Here is a 16,009-nt window from a genome sequence, read left to right as displayed (position 1 = left end):
TTCGCTTGTCAGGACGAGATGGTAACGGCTGGCGAGGGACTTATGGGTAATGGAATGGGTTTAAAGCCATCGCCAGGCTTGTCTATTCCGAACAAATGGCGTAACTGGCGCTCGGCAGAACTGTCCGCTGGTGCAAAAATCATCAGCAAACTGCCATTTTTTGTTTCATGGCCGTCTTCTGGCGTTGCAACTTCCTTGAGCGGCAAAACATCCGGGCAAAGCTTGGCAACCAGAAAGAAATCGCCTTCCTGGATAAGCGATGTTACGGGGCTGTCGTAGTAGTAAAGACGGTATTCGGGGCCGCGATGTTCGACGTTGCGGCGGCAGTCATACCATGTGACCGAACTGTCACAGATTAGCGGTTCTTCATTCTCATCAGATATGTAGATTTGCCGACAGCGATATCTGAACACTTCATGCTTGGCGGGGGTGCCCAGCCATGCTTTGAAACCGGCTTTTGGCAGGCCGCCTATCTCGTGCTGGTTTGATTTTGCCGGTTCTGCATCCACGGCACTCAGATACTTGGCGGCAACGCCTTCAACATAGTCACTTATTCTGTCTTCGAACATGGTGGTAACGTGGTCTCGTCGATTTCCTTGCAAGAGGCATCCATTATCAGCCAGGCGATTACGTAGTCAATCAGGATTATGCTTTTTGATTTTTGCAGATGGCGGATGGCGCACTCCCAGATAATCATGACACGCCATCCTTGCTGTTCAAGTTGTGCTTGTTGTGCAAGATCACGCGCTTTGTTGCCACGTATCTTGTTCAGCCAGAACGAGGTTCTTGTTTGGGGAATCTTGAAATACCGGCAATCATGGCCGTGCCAAAAGCAGCCATGAATGAAGATGACGGCTTTGTACTTCGGGAAAACCAGATCAGGTTTTCCCGGCAGCGTCTTGACATGCAACCGGTAACGAAAACCGGCTGCATGCAGGGCTTTGCGGATGATCAGCTCCGGTTTGGTATCTTTGGCCTTGATACCGGACATCATCCGGCTGCGGGTGGCCTGATCAACAACGTCTGTCAGCTGACGCTTTCTTTCCGGTGTGTCTGGTATGGCGAGGGGCTTTCAAGCAGATCCACACCGCTGCCATTGCTTTCCCACATATCCTTGATCACTGGCTCGAATTGTTCTGCCACAATTCGTGGCTTCATGATTTCGGCCACAGCATGAAACACCGGCATGACCACGGAGTTACCAAATTGTTTGTAGGCGCGGGTGTCCGACACGGGAATGACAAAAGAGTCGTCCAGCCCCATCAATCGTGCGCATTCTCGCGGCGTCAAACGACGAGGGTTCTTGCCCACGCCCTGGTCAACCAGAACTTCCGATCCGTCCTTGTAGTATCGGGCTGATAGTGTCCGTGCAATGCTGTTCGGACCAACAAGGCCAAAGCCGAAACCATTACCTTTTTCCCGATGCTTTACGGCGTAATTCTGCAGGTATTGCCACAGCTTCGGGGTCAGGGTGTATTTGGGATTGACCTGACCGGTTTCGTGATCGAAGTATTTGTTGCCGTCATGCTCGTTCCATGGCTCGGTACCATCCGTTTTGTGCAGGATGTCCTTGATCGTGGTATTGCCCTTTGGGGGCAGGGCAAGCAAGTCCCAGTTGAAATCAGTTGGCTCCCTGAAGCCGACAATCACGATACGTTCGCGGTGTTGCGGTACAAAATGCTGGGCATCAATAATCTTGCAGTGAATGTGGTAACCCAGCTCTTCGCTTAGTGTCCGGCGAATGACATCAAAGGTGCGCCCTTTGTCGTGGGACATCAGGTTCTTCACGTTTTCCAAAAGAAACGCCCGTGGCCGCTTTACCTGCAAGATGCGAGCGACATCAAAGAACAGGGTGCCCTGGGTTTCATCTTCAAAGCCATGAGCACGGCCAAGGGCATTCTTCTTGGAGACACCGGCAATGGAGAACGGCTGGCAGGGGAAGCCTGCCAGCAGGACATCATGATCAGGAATGTCGAATGCGTTGACTTGTGTGATATCGCCGTTCAGTGCGTGCGAGTCATGGCGGAAGTTGGCCGCATAGGTTTTTTGCGCGTAGGTATCCCATTCGCTGGTAAAGACGCATTCGCCGCCAACCCGCTCGAATGCCTTGCGTATTCCACCGATACCGGCAAACAAATCAATAAAACGAAACTCGGTTTCGCGCTTTTCCTGCGGGCCGAAAGGCAGCAAAAGCTGCTTCAGGCTATCTACTACATAAGGTTTAGGTTCGGTTTCGCGTGCAGCCCAGCGCCGGATCGTACCTTGGTCGCTACCAAGGCGATTGGCCAGTTCGGCTTTACTGTAGTACTTGAGGGCTTCATCAAGATATTGATGAACGAGTTCTTGGCGTGTGTTCATGACTGCTTTTTCTGGGAATTTATTGTGCATTTTGACACAAAAATTCCCTTTTTTCCGGAGGAATTCTGGATACGGTCTGAAACATCGGGATGGGTACGCTGGATTGGATCAGGCCGGGTAGATGCGCTCAGCAGAGCGTAATCGTACGTATCCTTCAAAAGGTTGGCCGCAACGTCTGTGGCCAACCTTGCGGCCTCAGCGTTCCAGCGCGCGCGCGGTCAGCCACAGCCGGGTGTCGAATTCCAGCTGGTGGTAGTCCGGCAGCATGTGGCAGCACAGCTGGTAGAACGCCTTGTCGTGGTTCTTTTCCTTCAGGTGCGCCAGCTCGTGCACCACGATCATCTGCAGGAACGGCTCCGGCGCCTCGCGGAACAGGGTGGCGATGCGGATCTCGTTCTTGGCCTTCAGCTTGCCGCCCTGCACCCGCGACACGAAGGCGTTGGTGCCCAGCGTGCCGTGGACCGGGTGCATATTGTTGTCGTACTGCACCTTGGCCAGCGGCGGCGCGTTCTTCAGGTAGCGCTGCTTCAGCGCCATCACGTAGTCGTACAGCGCGCGGTCGGTGGCGGCGTCGTGGCGCTCGGGATAGCGGCGGGCGAGCCACTGGCCGAGCTGACCCTGGTCCAGCAGCGCGCGCACCTTGTCCAGCAGTTCGGCGGGATAGGCTTGCAGATAGGTCAGCGGCTGGCTCATGAGGGTCGTGCTCGATCTCGGGGCGTTGAAACAGGGACAGCGCCCGGCGGGCGCTGTCGGATAGCGGCGAAGGCGTGCTTAAACGTGCAGCAGCGCCATCTTCAGCGGATGCTTGCCGTCAAACGACGGGAAGTCGGCTTCCGGGGTAATCCACTCCACCTCGCGCACGGTGCGGCCAACCTTGGCGGCGCTGCGCTTGAGCTGCTCCAGCCAGGCGTCGGCATCGACCTGCGCCACGTTGTTGCAGCAGATGATGACGCCGCCTTCGGCGGTGGCCAGCAGCGCCGGCTTGAACAGCGCGGCGTAGTCGTTGACCAGGTCGACCACACCGAACGGGCTCTTGGCGTAGCGCGGCGGATCGAGGAACACCAGGTCGAACTGGCGCGCTTCCAGCGGCTGGAACGGGGGCATCTTCTTGCCGCGCACCATCTTCGCCTGGCCGAGGCCGGACAGCTGGCGGATGGCCGGGAAGAAGTCGCTCTGCACGCAGCGCGGGCGGGTGGCCAGGGTGTTGAGCTTGGCGTTGCCGCGTGCCACGCGCAGGCTGGATTCGGCGAAGTCCACGTTCATCACGAAGCTGGCGCCGGCCTTGGCGGCGGCAACACCGACACCGCCGGTGTAGGCGAACAGGTTGAGCACGCTCTTGCCCTCGGCCAGCTGCATCACGCGGCGGCGGCCGGCGCGCAGGTCGAGGAACAGCCACGGGTCCTGGCCGTCGTGACGCGCCTCGAAGTGGTAGTTGACGCCCAGTTCGCTGATCACGCGCGGCTGTTGCGCCTCGACCAGTTCTTCCTCGCTCAGCGCGTTGCCGATGCGCGAATTGCTGCCGCTGCGGTCGTTGTACACCGCGTGCAGGCCCAGCGGCGCGTAGTGGTCGAGGATGGTCTGGTGCTCTTCGTCGCTGAGCGGGGTGTGGAAGGTCTGGATCAGCAGCACATCGCCGTAACGGTCGATGGTCAGGCCGTCGCGGCCCTCGACGCTGCCGTGAAACAGGCGGTAGGCGTTGGTGTTTTCTTCTTGCAGTTGCGCCAGCAGCGCGGTGCGCTGGGCATCGGCGGCTTGCAGCAGGGGCAGCAGTGTGGACATGGCTTCTCGCAATTCCTGAAAAAAGTGCGGCCGGTGGTCATCTTGCCCCGGCCGAGAATGGCGGAATTGTACGCTGATACCGCCACCGCTGTCGCAGCCGGTGTGGCGTCGCCGCAACCCGCCGCCGCGCTCTTGCGGCCAAGCTTTTAGACCAGCCACCACAGCGCCAGCGCCACGGCTGCCGGCAATGCTTGTACGTACAGTATCTTGCGGCTGGCGGTGGCGGCGCCGAACACGCCGGCGACGATCACGCAGCCGAGGAAGAACGGCGCGATGGCGGCCGGGCTGCCCGGCAGCAGGCTCCACAGCAGGCCGGCGGCGAGAAAGCCGTTGTACAAGCCCTGGTTGGCGGCCAGCACGCGGCTGGCGGCGGCGAATTCCGGCGTCAGGCCGAAGGCGCGGCGCCCGGCAGGACGCGTCCACAAGAACATTTCCAGCACCATGATGTAAACATGGATCAGCGCGACCACGGCGAGGGCGAGACTGGCGGCGAGTGTCATGGCGGCTCCGTTCAGGCGCTTTGCGGCAGCGGCAGCGCGGCAAAATCGGCGCTGCGCGGCAAGTCGGCGAGGATGGCGGCCAGTGCCGGCGGTGGCGCGATCAGCTTGCGGCTGCGCAGGTCCAGCCAGGCGCCGGCGACGTCATAGATCGCGGCCAGGGTGCCGTCCGCCTTGCGCATTTCCTGGCGAATGTGCCAGCGGCTGTTGTCCGGGCTGGCGGCGGCGATCAGCACATTGATGCTAAGGCGTTCCCCCAGGTTCACCTCGCGGCGATAATCGGTGCTTTCGCGGAACAGCACCGGGCCGAAGCCCTGGCGTTTGAATTCGTCGGCGCCGAAGCCGGCCGCCTGCAGCCACTCCAGCCGGGTGTGGGTGCACAGGTCGGCGTAGGCGCTGTGGCGCATGTGCTGGTTGGCGTCGATATCGGCCCAGCGGACCTCGACGACCTTGCTGAATGCGGTCATGAGTGTGATTCCTAAAATAGAACGATCGTGCTATTTTGCACGAAGACAGCGGCAAGGCAAGCAGCGATGACGAAAAAGGCGGCAACGAGAGAGGCAATTCTGCAACAGGCGCTGGCGCTGGCCAGCCAGGTCGGCGTCAGCGGGCTGACCATCGGCAGCCTGGCGGCGGCCAGCGGCCTGTCGAAAAGCGGGCTGTTCGCCCACTTCGGCAGCAAGGAGGCGCTGCAGCTGGCGGTGGTGCTGGCGGCGCAGCAGCAGTTCGTCGCCGAGACGGTGCAGCCGGCGCTGGCGCTGCCGCGCGGCATGGCGCGGCTGACGGCGCTGTTCGACGGCTGGCTGGTGCGCATGGAGCAGGGCCGCTACCCGGGCGGCTGTCCGCTGCTGGCCGCGGCCTATGAGTTCGACGACCAGCCCGGCGCGGTGCGCGAGGCGCTGGTCGCCGGCCAGCGCTGGCAGCGCGACACGCTGCAGCGGCTGCTGCAACAGGCCTGCGACGCCGGCGAGCTGGCGGCGGATTGCGACGTGGCGCTACTGGCCTTCATGCTGTTCGGGCTGGTGCAGAGCGCGCACCACGACCAGCAGTTGCTGGACAGCGCCGACGGCATGGCGCTGGCGCGGCGCGGTTTTGTGCGGCTGATGGCGATGCACCAGGCCGGCTGAGGGTCAGCGTTCGCCGCTGCCGTACAGCCGTTGCGGGGTAAAGGAAACGCTGCCTTTTTCCGACGACAGCCACAGCGTGCCGTCCTGGATGGTGGCGTTGAGCTGCATGCTGCGCTCGCACAGCGCGGCCAGCTCGGCCAGCGTTTCCGGCGCGATGCTGAAGATGTTGAGGTGGTCGAAGCGGCCAACCTTGCCTTCCATGCCCTGCCACCAGATGTCGGCGGCGCGGCCGCCGTAGCTGTACAGCCACACCTTGGCGGCGCGGCCGCAGGCCTTGCGCAGCCGCTTCTCGTCCGGCTCGCCCAGCTCGATCCACTCCTCGATCTCGTCGCTGAAGTTCTTGTGCCACAGGTCCGGTTCGTCGTCGTCGCTGATGCCGCGGGTGAAGGCCATGTACTCGCCGGCGTGCAGCGCGAACACCGCGATGCGCAGCATCATGCGTTCGATGGTTTCCGACGGGTGCTGCGCGATGGTCAGGCTATGGCTGTCGTAATAGCCGCGATCCATGTCGGAAATGGTGAGGTCGGCTTTGTAGATGGTGGCTTTCAGTGCCATGGCGGGCTTTCGGCAAGGGCTGGGAAGGCCGGCAGTATAGACCGCCGGCCCGCTCCGGGCACCTTTGCCGTGTCAGTTGCCGTTTGCGGCCAGCATGCGTGCGGCCAACTGTTGCTGTCCGGCATTGCCGGCCTGCAGCGCGGCGATCACTGCGTTGATGTCTTGCGGCGTGCGGTTCTGGCTCAGTTTTTCCTTTACATCCCAGCGCGTGACCCGCAGCCGGAAGCCGACGATGGCGCGCTGCATTGCCGCCAGTGCCTTTTCCGGCACTGCCGCTTGTGTCCAGCCGCCCGGTCCTTCGAAGCGGGCGGCCAGCTGCGTCAGCAGCGCGGTCAGCTCGTCGCCGCTGACCGCCTCGGCCTGGCCGTGGGCGTGGGCGACGCGGTAGTTCCAGGTCGGCACCATGCCGGGGCTGACATACCAGCGCGGCGAGATGTAGTCGTGCTCGCCGTGGAAGATGGCAACGCTGGGCGCTTGCAGCAGCGCCGCGCTGTGGCCGTTGGCGGCGGCGAGGTGGCCGAGCAGGCAGTCGGGATCCTGCGGATCGGGCAGCAGCAGCAGGTGGCTGAGCCACGGCGTGTCCGGCTGCTGGGTCAGCAGTGTGGCGAACGGAAAGTCGGCGGCCAGCTTGCGGCCAACGTTGGCCGCAGCGGCAAAGGACGGGGGCTGGTAGAACGGCATGGCAGGCTCCGGGGTGGACAGGGATATGGCGTGATGCTGCCGTGCCGGTGGCTCCTCTGCCAGTGCCACTTGCCGGTGCCGGGATGGGGCCGGTTACCGCCGGATGCCGGTGCGGGGGCGGTCCTGCGGCCAACGTTGGCCGCAGCGTTCAGCTGGTGCGCACGCAGTTGCGGCCTTCCTGCTTGGCCAGGTAGAGCGCGGCGTCGGCGCGCGCGATCAGCGGCGTCGGCGTTTCCTCGCCGGGGTACAGCTCGCTGATGCCGATGCTGACGGTGAAGCGCACCGCCTCGCCGCCCAGCGGGTTGTCGAGGCGGATCTGCTCCACCGCCTCGCGCACCCGCTGCATGATCAGGCCGGCGTTGTAGCGGTCGGTGTCCGGCAGCAGGATGGCGAACTCCTCGCCGCCCAGGCGGCCGCAGACGTCTTCCAGCCGCACGTTGAACTGGATGCAGGAGGCGAAGCGGCGCAGCACCTCGTCGCCGAAGCCGTGGCCGAAGCGGTCGTTGAGGCGCTTGAAGAAGTCGAGGTCCAGCATCGCCAGCGACAGCGGCCGTTGCCAGCGCTGGCCGCGCGCGATTTCTTCCTGCGCCCGTTGCAGGAACTGGCGGCGGTTGTACAACCCGGTCAGCTCGTCGGTGTTGGCAAGGCGTTCCAGGTCGGCCTGCAGCTTCTTGGCGGCGCTGATGTCGTACTTGATGGCGACGATGTGGCGCAGCTGCTTGTATTGGTCGTGCACCGGCGTCACCGACACCGTTTCCACGCAGCTGTGGCCGTCGCGGCGGGTGCTGCTCAGCTCGCTGCGCCAGTGCTTGCCGTCGTGAATGGTCTGCAGCAGCTGCTCCTGCAGTTCCGGCTGCTGTTCCAGCAGCAACTGCACCAGCTGGCGCTGGCCGCGCACCTCGTCGAGGCGGTAGCCGGTCATGCTGCTGAACGCCGGGTTGATGTACTGCACCACGCCGTTGCCGTCGGCGATGGCGATGGCCTCGGCGGCGTGGTCGACCGCCGCGCCGCGGATCGATAGCGCCTCGCTGAGCGCCACGCTGTGCAGGTAGCGGCGGATGGCATACACGATCAGCAGCACCATCACCAGCCAGCTGGCGAGGAACAGCGCCAGCTTGCTCCACCACGGCGCCAGCAGGGTGTCCTTGTCGATGCCGACCGACACGATGAGCGGCAGGTGCTCGACCTGGTGCGTGACGTGCAGGCGGCGGCGGCCGTCAAAGGTCGAGGTCATCTCGTACTGCGCCTCGCTTTGCCGGTTGCGGATCATCGCCTCGGCCGCCGCGTCCGGCACCGGCTGTGCCGGCAGTTTCGGCAGCATCGGCTGGCGTGCCAGCAGCTGGCGCTGCTTGTCGGCAAAGACCAGCACGTCGTGGCGGTTGCCGATCATGGCGCGGTTGATCTGCGCCTGGAAGTGTTCGACGCGCACCGCACTGCCGATCAGGCCGATCACCTTGCCGTCGTCGCCGCGCACCCGCTGTGTGGCCAGTACCACATCGTCGCCAGTGATGGTGCGAAAGCGCTCGCTGACGAAACGGTCGTCACGGCTGTTGTCGCGCATCGCCTTGCAGTAGCTGCGCTCGCTGGCATCGAAGCCGGGCGATACCTTGAACGACAGCACCAGCTTGCAGTCGCGATCGACCAGAATCAGGTCGTAGGCCTGCGGCATGCCCTGCATGGCGCGCACCAGCCGCGTTTCCAGCGCGCTGCGCGCCGGGCTGTCGCCGGTGGCGGTAAAGTCGGCGGCATGGAGCTGGCGCGCCAGCGTGCTCTGGATCAGGTCGATTTCGCGAAATTCGCGCTGGACCCATTCCGACAGCAGCAGGTTGGTGACGCGGGCCTGGCTGAAGCCCTGCTTGATGGCGCTGCGATAGGAGCTTGCCAGCTCCAGTGCGCCAAGGCCGAGCAGCAGCAGGCTTAACGCAGTGCCGAGCAGCAGCGTCCTGGCGGTGGGGCCGGACAGGGGAAGGTGCGGGACAAGGGCCATACGCTCGGTGACAAGAGTCGCGATAAGGGATTCTCGCATGAAGTTTTGCATGGCGGCATGACGATTTGCAGTGGCAGCAGCAAGTTGCATGCGGCCTGTATCATGCCCTCGTCGCGAAGTGTGTCACGGGCGGCTTGCCGGCAAGGTGCTGCCGGTGGCGGCATGGCCCGCGCTCAGCGGCTGAAAACCAGGCGCAGTCCGAGCGCCATGAATACGGTACCGGCCAGGCGGTCCAGCCACATGCCGCGCCGTGGCGTGGTCATCAGCCATTGTCCGGCGTAGCCGGAAAAATAGCCGAGCAGGCCGAACAGCAGTGCCGCCTGCAGCGTGAACAGCACCCCCAGTTGCAGCGTCTGCCAGGCAATGGCGCCGCCGTCGGCGATGATGAACTGCGGCAGGAAGGCGAGGAAGAACAGCACCACCTTGGGGTTGATGGCATTGGCCAGCAGCCCCTTGCCGAACAGCGTTGCCAGCCCGTCCGCCGCCCCCTGGCCGTCGCGTTGCCACTGGCTGCCGCGGCTGCGTAGCGCCTGCACCCCCAGCCACACCAGGTACAGCCCACCGGCGAGCTTCAGCGCAAAAAAAGCACTGGCTGATGCCGCCAGCAGTGCGCTGATGCCGGCCGCAGCCAGCAGGGTGTGGCTGAGACAGCCCAGTGCGCAGCCCAGCCCGAACACCATGCCGTGGCGCCGTCCGCGCGTGATGCCGATACTCAGCACCATCAGGTTGTCCGGTCCCGGCGATAGCGTGATCAGCATCGCGGCGGCGAGGAAGGCAAAAATCTGGTCGGGACTCAGCATCGCGGACTCCTGCTATAAAGACTGCATTATCAGTAACTTGCGAACCAAGTCCGGCTCAGCCCAGCGCCTTGCCGAAAATGATCAGGTCGCGGTGCACGCCGTCCAGCACCGCCACACGCGGGAAGTGCGCCCACTGTGCAAAGCCGTGGCGCTGGAACAGCGCGACGCTGGGCTGGTTGTGGCCGAAGACGAAGCCGAGCAGGTTCTCCACCCCGTACTGCGGTGCGATGTCCAGCACCTGCTGCAGCAGGCGGCTGCCCATGCCGCGCCCGCGGCAGCTTTCCGCCAGGTAAATGCTGACCTCGGCGGTGCCGTTGTAGGCGGGGCGGCCGTAGAAATCGGACAGGCTGACCCAGGCGATGACATTATCCTGCTCGCGCACCACCCACAGCGGGCGGCGCGTGGCGTTGTGGGCGTGGAACCACGGCAGGCGGCTATCGACGCTGACCGGCTCCAGATCGGCGGTCACCATGCGCCCGGCGATGGTGCTGTTGTAGATGGCGACGATCTGCGGCAGGTCGTCGAGGGTGGCGATGTCCAGCTGCGCGTGACTCATGCTGTCTCCTTGTTACGGTTGGAACATTGTGCTGGATGGTGCCTGCTTTGTGAATGATGTGCGGCTGCCGGTGTTGTGCGGAGGTGGTGGCAAGGTTGGCCGCATGGCCGCATGGCCGCGTGCGGTGTGCCGCGGCGCGTTCGCGTGCCCTCAGAACCTGTTCAAGGTCTGCTGCGGCTGTTCTCAATTGGGGCGTACCGCGTTGAAAACGGCTTCGGAATGCTCATTGATCCCATGTCAACTCCGCTTCCTCAGCCGTTTTCGCCTTGTCTCGCGTGAGTGCGTGAGACCTTGAACAGGTTCTCAGGTCGGGCCGGGGGTATCACTGTCGATCACGCGGTTGCGGCCGCCGGACTTGGCCAGGTACAGGCGGCGGTCGGCGCTGTCGAACAGCTGGTTCCAGCTGGTACCGGGATGCGGCATGCCGCTGGCGATGCCGATGCTGGCGGTCAGCTGCGTGGTCGGGTCGGCGGGATTGAGCAGGATGCCGTTCAGCGTCCGGCACAGCTTGTCGGCCACCTGGCGTGCGCCGCCGGCATCGGTATCCGGCAGCAGCAGGCAGAACTCCTCGCCGCCGATGCGGGCGAAGATGTCGCCCTGGCGTACCGCGTCGGCGATGTGGTCGGCCACCGCGCGCAACACCTGGTCGCCCTTGCGGTGGCCGTAGGTATCGTTGATGCTCTTGAAGTGATCGAGATCGATGACCAGCAATGCCAGTGAGCGCTGCTGGCGGCCGTGCTGCGCGTACTGGCGCAGCGCCAGGTCGAAGAAGGTGCGGCGGTTGAAGATGCCGGTCAGCGGATCGAGTGCCGCCAGCCTGCTCAGCTGCCGGTATTGCAGCTCGCGCTGTACCTGGATAAAGCCCAGTTGCAGCATGATCGCGCTGCACAGGGTCAGCAGCAGCAGCGCCGGCCGGCTGAACAGCGGCGGCAGGCCGGCGCTGGCGGCATAGGCCAGCAGGTAGAGGCAGAACAGGGTACAGGCACCGCCCAGCAGCAATGCCGCCGGGCCGCGCTTGTGCCGCTTGTGCAGCAGCTGGTGCGCGATACCGGCGAAGAACCAGCCGCTGACCAGCAGGAACAGGGCGCGGCGCGGCGCGGCTTCCGGCAGCAGCAGGATACCGCCCAGCAGCAATGCCGCCTGCGCCGCCGAGGCCGGCGCGCCGTGCCACCACGCGCGGCGGTTTTCGGTCAGCCGTGCCACTGCCTGGCCCAGCAGCTCGTTTTTCAGGCCGATGAGCAGCGCGGCGGGCAGCAGCCAGGCGGTGATGTCACCGGTGGGCAGACAGGCAAAGTACAGCATCAGCACCGCCATCAGCAGCGAGCCACCAAGCCAGAACGCCTCGATGCCGCGCCCGGTCAGCCGGTCGCGCCCCGCGTACACCATTACCCCGCCAAGGCCGTAGGCCAGGGCAATGGCGGTGAGTATGGTCGGGGAATCCGGCGGTGCCATGCGGCAAATATCCTGATCGGTTATTTTTTAAAGAAACAAACGATAATTGTAACATGGTTTTAATCAAGGCTTGTCAGATGGCACGCCGGTTTTAAAGAATTATCCGTTCATAAAGATGGGCTTAGCGGTTATTTGGGGCCGACTGCAGAAAGCCGTGTCCAGCAGCGCCACGAGCCGGCGGCGGGGTGCATGCTAGAATGCGCGCCATGGAACTGTACCGATTCTTGCAACAACAGGGCTTCGGCGGGCGCAAGGCCTGCCGCGAGCTGGTGGACTACGGTCTGGTCGAGCTGGACGGCGTGCCCGCGACCGACTGGCGCATGGCGGTGGAGCCGGCGGCGATCGGCACGCTGTGCGTCGACGGCGAGCCGTGGCCGGTGCTGGCGCTGCCGTGCTACCTGATGCTGCACAAGCCGGCCGGCTACGAGACCTCGCACCAGCCGCAACACCACCTCAGCGTCTATCGCCTGCTGCCGTGGCAGTTCGCCAATCTCGGCATCGCCGCCGTTGGCCGGCTGGACGTGGATACCACCGGGCTGCTGCTGTTTTCCACCGACGGCCAGTTTGTCCACAGCCTGAGCTCGCCGCGCAAAGTTATCCCCAAGTGCTACCAGGTCACCACCCGCCACGCCGTCACGCCGCAACTGTTGCAGCAGCTGCGCGACGGCGTGCTGCTGCACGACGAGAGCGCGCCGCTGGCCGCGACACTGGTCGAGCAGCTGGATGCGCACCGTTTCAACATGAGTATCACCCAGGGCAAGTACCACCAGGTGAAGCGCATGGTCGCCGCCACCGGCAACCGGGTCGAGCAGCTGCACCGTATCGCGGTGGGCGAGCTGGTGCTGGGCGATCTGGCGGAAGGGCAGTGGCGGCTACTGGACGCGGCGGAGCTGGCGCTGCTCGGCTATCCGGCGCCGGGCTAGGGCCGCTTGGCCCGGCTGTGGTCCATGGCCAAATAATTGCTACCCACAAAACACTGCGGCCAACCTTGTGCAAGGTTGGCCGCAGTGTTTTTGCCGTCCGGAGCGCGGCTGTCAGCAGCCGTTTTCCAGCGCGATTCTCAGTGCGTCCTGATAGTGGCGTTCGGCCTTTTCCGGCTTGTCGATCGCCTGCAGCAGCTTGGCCAGTTCGGCGTGGGCGCACAGGGTGGGCTGGATGGACAGGCTGGCTTCCAGATAGTTCTGCGCCTTGCCCCACAGCTGTTCGGCGTGCGCGAGGCGGCCCAGTGACAGCAGCAGCAGGTGGTCGCGCGGCCGTGATTTCAGCCAGTTTTCCGCGTCGCGCAGCAGCGTCAGCCGGCGTGGGCTGTCGATGTGCTCGGCCAGCAGGCCCAGCTCACGCGCCAGCTCCGGTGTTGCCTGTTCGTCGTCGGACAGTGCGCCGGCGATCAGCTCCGCCGCCAGATCGTAGGCATCAAGCTTGATCAGCTGGTTGGCGATGTCGGCGACCAGCGTCGGGTTCTGGCGCTCGACCCCGGGAATGCGTTTCAGCCAGTCGCGGATCTCGTGCTCGCTGCTGAAGCCGGCCAGCTGCTGGCGGTAGGCGGCGAGGCGGTAGCGGCGCGCCTGCTCCGCTTCCAGCGCGTCGGCCTTCAGCAGTTTCTCGGTCAGCGTCAGCACGTGTTCCGGCTGCTTCAGCATCAGGCGGATCTTCAGCTCCAGCCGCAGCGCCGAGGTCAGGTTGCTGGAGATGGCGCGCGCGCGTTCGACGGCGGCCAGCGCTTCCAGCGGCTGCTTGCCGTCGAGGCGGATCTGCGCTTCCAGCATGTGGCGTGCCAGCTGGATGCGTTCCGGCATGTCTTCCAGCCGTGCCAGATAGCCGTCGCGGCGCTCCTGGTCCTGCATGGCAGCGGCGCTGCGCGCGGCGATCATCAGCGCGAGGCCGCGGTTTTCATCGGAATACTCGTCATCAATCGACTTCAGCGCCTCGCGTTCGGCGCGCTGGAAGCGGCCTTCGAACATCGCGATCGCCGCCTCGCGCAGCGCATGGCGCGACGCCTTCAGCTTGCGCTGGCGCTGGTAGGTGCGCACCTCGTGCGGCAGGTTGGCCGCAATGCCGAGCAGGCGCAGCACGCCGTAGGCGAGCAGGATCAGCAGCACGATGGCGAGGATCAGGAAGTTGAACGACACTTCCATGCGGTACGGCGGCACGAACAGGATGGCGTAGCCGGTGTTAATGGTGGAGGCAAGGCCAATCAGCACCGCGAGGGCAAACAGCCCGACGACCCAGAACACGAATCTCACGCTTTATTCCTCTTTGTTGCCCTGCGCCTCGCGCACGGCTTTCAGGCTGGCAGACAGGTCCGGCAGCGTCACGCTCAGGCGCACTGCGGCCAGCCCGGACAGCACCGCCTGCCACTGGCGGGTGGCCGGCGCGTCGCGGTCGAAGTAGCGCGCGGCGTACTGGCCGGCGGCGGCGAGGTCGGCCTGGTAGGCGGCGCCGTCGCGCTGGAGCAGCGCCAGACGCGCGTCCAGCAGGCGCATTTTCAGGTTTTCACGCAGGAAGAACGCCTGCTCCGGCGACAGCAGCAGCGCCTCCGGCTTGTCCATGCGGCGGATGCGCACCAGCTCGCCCAGGCTCTGCGTCAGCTCGCCGGCCAGGCGCGACCACCATGGCGCATCGGCGGCCACGTTGAGCTGCGCCACCGGCTTGCCGCCGAGACGGTGATGGTCGATCACCAGCGGCAGCGTCTCGGCGCCCAGCATCAGCGTGTCCAGCTTGACGGTCAGGCCGACGCTGTCGAGGTAGGGCAGCGCCTTCAGCGTTTCCAGATCCTTGGCCACCGCGCGCTTGACGCCGATCAGGCCGGGATTGTCGAAGTGCGACAGCCGCATCTGCACCCCTTCCAGCGCCGATACCGCGCCGCTGACGTTGCCGGCCAGCTGCAGCTGCTGGCTGGCGACGCCCAGGGTGTGCTCCACCTCGGACAGCAGCCAGTCGCTGCGGTCCTTGGTCAGCTCCTGGTACATGCCGCTGAGAGTGGCGTACTGGCCGGCGGATTCGTTGACGCGGGCCTCGACCAGCGCCAGCTTGGCCTGCAGCTCGCGGGTGCTGGCCTGGGCCTGTTCGGCCTGGTTCTGCAGCGCCTTGGTGCTGCCTCCGGCATCGGCCAGCCGTTCGGCCAGCGCCTGCTGCGCCTTGTTCAGTTGCTGGCGGGTATCCAGGTACTGCCAGCCGGTGAGGCCCAGCGCGACGACAGCAACGATCAGCGCCAGGTTGACGGGTGGTTTGTTCGGCTTGCTGCTGCCGTTTTCAACTGGAGTGGCTTCGCTCATGGATGACGGAGAACCGGAGTGTGGCCCAGCCAAGAGGCGTGGCCGTGTTTGCTCGAATATGGCGGCATCTGCGCCGGGATCATTGCGTCCTGCCGTGCTGTATCGCGGCGCGGCGGCGAAACAAATCTTAACAGAACCGTGGCATTGTAACCGCGCCGTCCCGGTGCTGCCAGCGGCTAGGGCTGGCGGGCGGCAAACAGCGCGCGCAGCGCCGTCTCGTCGGCGGCCAGCTGTGGCTGGGCCACGCCCAGTTGCTGCAGGGTGGCGGCAATGCGCGGATGCAGCGCAATGAAACGGCAGGCCAGTAGCGCGTTGTGGCGTGTGGCGCCGGCCTGGCGGAACAGCAGCCGTGCGCCGTGGCTGGAGGTGATCAGCAGCGCCGGCGGCGAGTCGGCGGCGAGGCGGTCGAACAGTGCCCAGTCGGTCGCTACCGGCACGCGGCGATAGACCTCCGCGTAGTGCACCCGCGCGCCGCGGCGGGCGAGGGTTTCCCCAAGTTGTGGCCGGCCGCCGTCGCCGCGCACAATCAGGACCGTCTGTCCGGCCAGCTGTTGCAGCGGCGGCAGCGCCAGCAGGGCGTCGCTGTCGTTGCCCTGCGGCGGATGCAGCACCGCGCGGCCGCTGAGCGCGGCCAGCTTGTCGGCGCTGGCGCGACCGACGCAGGCAAGCCTGGCCGCAAGCGGCAGCCCGGCCAGCTGCGGCCAGGCGAGGTCGATGCAGGACGGGCTGACGAAGACCAGCCAGTCGGCAGCCTCGGCCTGTTGCGGTAGCGCCGAGAGCGCGGCGTCGTCGGCGACGGTGTCCTCGATGCAGAACGGCAGCGCCGCGATGCCGGCGGCCGCCAGCCGCTGCGCCTGCTGTGCCGCCTGCGCCTGCGGCCGTACCAGTAACAGGGTGGGCAGCAGCGTGGGCAGCAAGGTTGGCCGCGGCGTGGCCGGCATC

General features: G+C 64.9%; 18 protein-coding genes. 2 read left to right on the top strand and 16 right to left on the bottom strand.

The genetic code is table 11. The features are described 5' to 3' along the window. Positions 1-8: 8 nt before the first annotated feature. The 7 genes from IE083_RS09490 to IE083_RS09460 form a co-directional block, all read right to left on the bottom strand. Entirely contained in the window at positions 9-569 is a 561-nt protein-coding gene (locus IE083_RS09490; RefSeq protein WP_189353365.1) for a hypothetical protein, read from the bottom strand. After that, a complete protein-coding gene (locus tag IE083_RS09485; protein ID WP_229799691.1) occupies positions 551-994 on the bottom strand; it encodes a very short patch repair endonuclease in 444 nt (147 codons plus the stop codon). The genes IE083_RS09490 and IE083_RS09485 overlap by 19 nt, the downstream gene beginning before the upstream one ends. Before the next feature lie 32 nt (positions 995-1,026). Then, a complete protein-coding gene (gene dcm, locus IE083_RS09480; protein WP_189353364.1) occupies positions 1,027-2,358 on the bottom strand; it encodes a DNA (cytosine-5-)-methyltransferase in 1,332 nt (443 codons plus the stop codon). Between the two features lie 195 nt (positions 2,359-2,553). Beyond that, the gene (locus IE083_RS09475) at positions 2,554-3,051 is read right to left on the bottom strand and encodes a M48 family metallopeptidase (protein ID WP_189353363.1); all 498 of its coding nucleotides are present in this window, start codon (positions 3,049-3,051) and stop codon (positions 2,554-2,556) included. Positions 3,052-3,129: 78 nt separating this feature from the next. Then, entirely contained in the window at positions 3,130-4,137 is a 1,008-nt protein-coding gene (locus tag IE083_RS09470; protein ID WP_189353362.1) for a class I SAM-dependent rRNA methyltransferase, read from the bottom strand. Between the two features lie 146 nt (positions 4,138-4,283). Next, positions 4,284-4,637, bottom strand: coding sequence for a DUF1304 domain-containing protein (locus tag IE083_RS09465; protein ID WP_189353361.1), 354 nt, complete (start codon positions 4,635-4,637; stop codon positions 4,284-4,286). Positions 4,638-4,648: 11 nt separating this feature from the next. Beyond that, positions 4,649-5,101: an acyl-CoA thioesterase gene (locus IE083_RS09460; RefSeq protein WP_189353360.1), complete on the bottom strand. Its 453-nt coding sequence runs from the start codon at positions 5,099-5,101 to the stop codon at positions 4,649-4,651. Between the two features lie 66 nt (positions 5,102-5,167). Between IE083_RS09460 and IE083_RS09455 the strand changes: the two genes are divergently transcribed. Further along, positions 5,168-5,761, top strand: coding sequence for a TetR/AcrR family transcriptional regulator (locus IE083_RS09455; protein ID WP_189353359.1), 594 nt, complete (start codon positions 5,168-5,170; stop codon positions 5,759-5,761). A gap of 3 nt (positions 5,762-5,764) precedes the next feature. Here IE083_RS09455 and IE083_RS09450 read toward each other — a convergent pair whose 3' ends face one another. The 6 genes from IE083_RS09450 to IE083_RS09425 all read right to left on the bottom strand — a co-directional run bounded on the left by IE083_RS09450 (position 5,765) and on the right by IE083_RS09425 (position 11,792). Next, on the bottom strand, positions 5,765-6,316 hold the full coding sequence (locus tag IE083_RS09450; RefSeq protein WP_189353358.1) for a YaeQ family protein: 552 nt from the start codon (positions 6,314-6,316) through the stop codon (positions 5,765-5,767). 72 nt (positions 6,317-6,388) lie between these two features. Beyond that, positions 6,389-6,997 (bottom strand): FMN-binding negative transcriptional regulator, encoded by a 609-nt coding sequence (locus IE083_RS09445; RefSeq protein WP_189353357.1) that lies wholly within the window; start codon positions 6,995-6,997, stop codon positions 6,389-6,391. Positions 6,998-7,145: 148 nt separating this feature from the next. Beyond that, positions 7,146-9,023: a diguanylate cyclase gene (locus tag IE083_RS09440; RefSeq protein ID WP_189353356.1), complete on the bottom strand. Its 1,878-nt coding sequence runs from the start codon at positions 9,021-9,023 to the stop codon at positions 7,146-7,148. Between the two features lie 134 nt (positions 9,024-9,157). Then, a complete protein-coding gene (locus IE083_RS09435; RefSeq protein ID WP_189353355.1) occupies positions 9,158-9,784 on the bottom strand; it encodes a LysE family translocator in 627 nt (208 codons plus the stop codon). 55 nt (positions 9,785-9,839) lie between these two features. Next, positions 9,840-10,340 carry a GNAT family N-acetyltransferase gene (locus IE083_RS09430; protein WP_189353354.1) on the bottom strand — a complete coding sequence of 167 codons (501 nt, stop codon included), beginning with the start codon at positions 10,338-10,340 and terminating at the stop codon, positions 9,840-9,842. Between the two features lie 303 nt (positions 10,341-10,643). Next, positions 10,644-11,792, bottom strand: a complete 1,149-nt coding sequence (locus IE083_RS09425; protein WP_189353353.1) for a GGDEF domain-containing protein — start codon at positions 11,790-11,792, stop codon at positions 10,644-10,646. Positions 11,793-11,998: 206 nt separating this feature from the next. On the opposite strand from IE083_RS09425, the gene IE083_RS09420 reads away from it, so the two are divergent. Next, entirely contained in the window at positions 11,999-12,715 is a 717-nt protein-coding gene (locus IE083_RS09420; protein WP_189353352.1) for a pseudouridine synthase, read from the top strand. Between the two features lie 111 nt (positions 12,716-12,826). On the opposite strand, the gene IE083_RS09415 is transcribed toward IE083_RS09420, so the two are convergent. The 3 genes from IE083_RS09415 to IE083_RS09405 all read right to left on the bottom strand — a co-directional run bounded on the left by IE083_RS09415 (position 12,827) and on the right by IE083_RS09405 (position 16,008). Continuing rightward, complete coding sequence (locus IE083_RS09415; RefSeq protein WP_189353351.1) at positions 12,827-14,035, bottom strand: heme biosynthesis HemY N-terminal domain-containing protein; 1,209 nt, start codon at positions 14,033-14,035, stop codon at positions 12,827-12,829. Positions 14,036-14,038: 3 nt separating this feature from the next. Next, complete coding sequence (locus tag IE083_RS09410) at positions 14,039-15,067, bottom strand: uroporphyrinogen-III C-methyltransferase (protein WP_189353350.1); 1,029 nt, start codon at positions 15,065-15,067, stop codon at positions 14,039-14,041. Positions 15,068-15,243: 176 nt separating this feature from the next. Continuing rightward, the gene (locus IE083_RS09405) at positions 15,244-16,008 is read right to left on the bottom strand and encodes a uroporphyrinogen-III synthase (protein WP_189353349.1); all 765 of its coding nucleotides are present in this window, start codon (positions 16,006-16,008) and stop codon (positions 15,244-15,246) included. Between the last annotated feature and the right edge of the window lies 1 nt (position 16,009).

Origin of the sequence: Vogesella fluminis (genome assembly GCF_014652335.1) — a bacterium.
GTDB classification, from domain to species: domain Bacteria; phylum Pseudomonadota; class Gammaproteobacteria; order Burkholderiales; family Chromobacteriaceae; genus Vogesella; species Vogesella fluminis.
The sequence above is the reverse complement of the archived record's forward strand: the minus strand, read 5'-3'. Positions and strand labels throughout refer to the sequence as shown.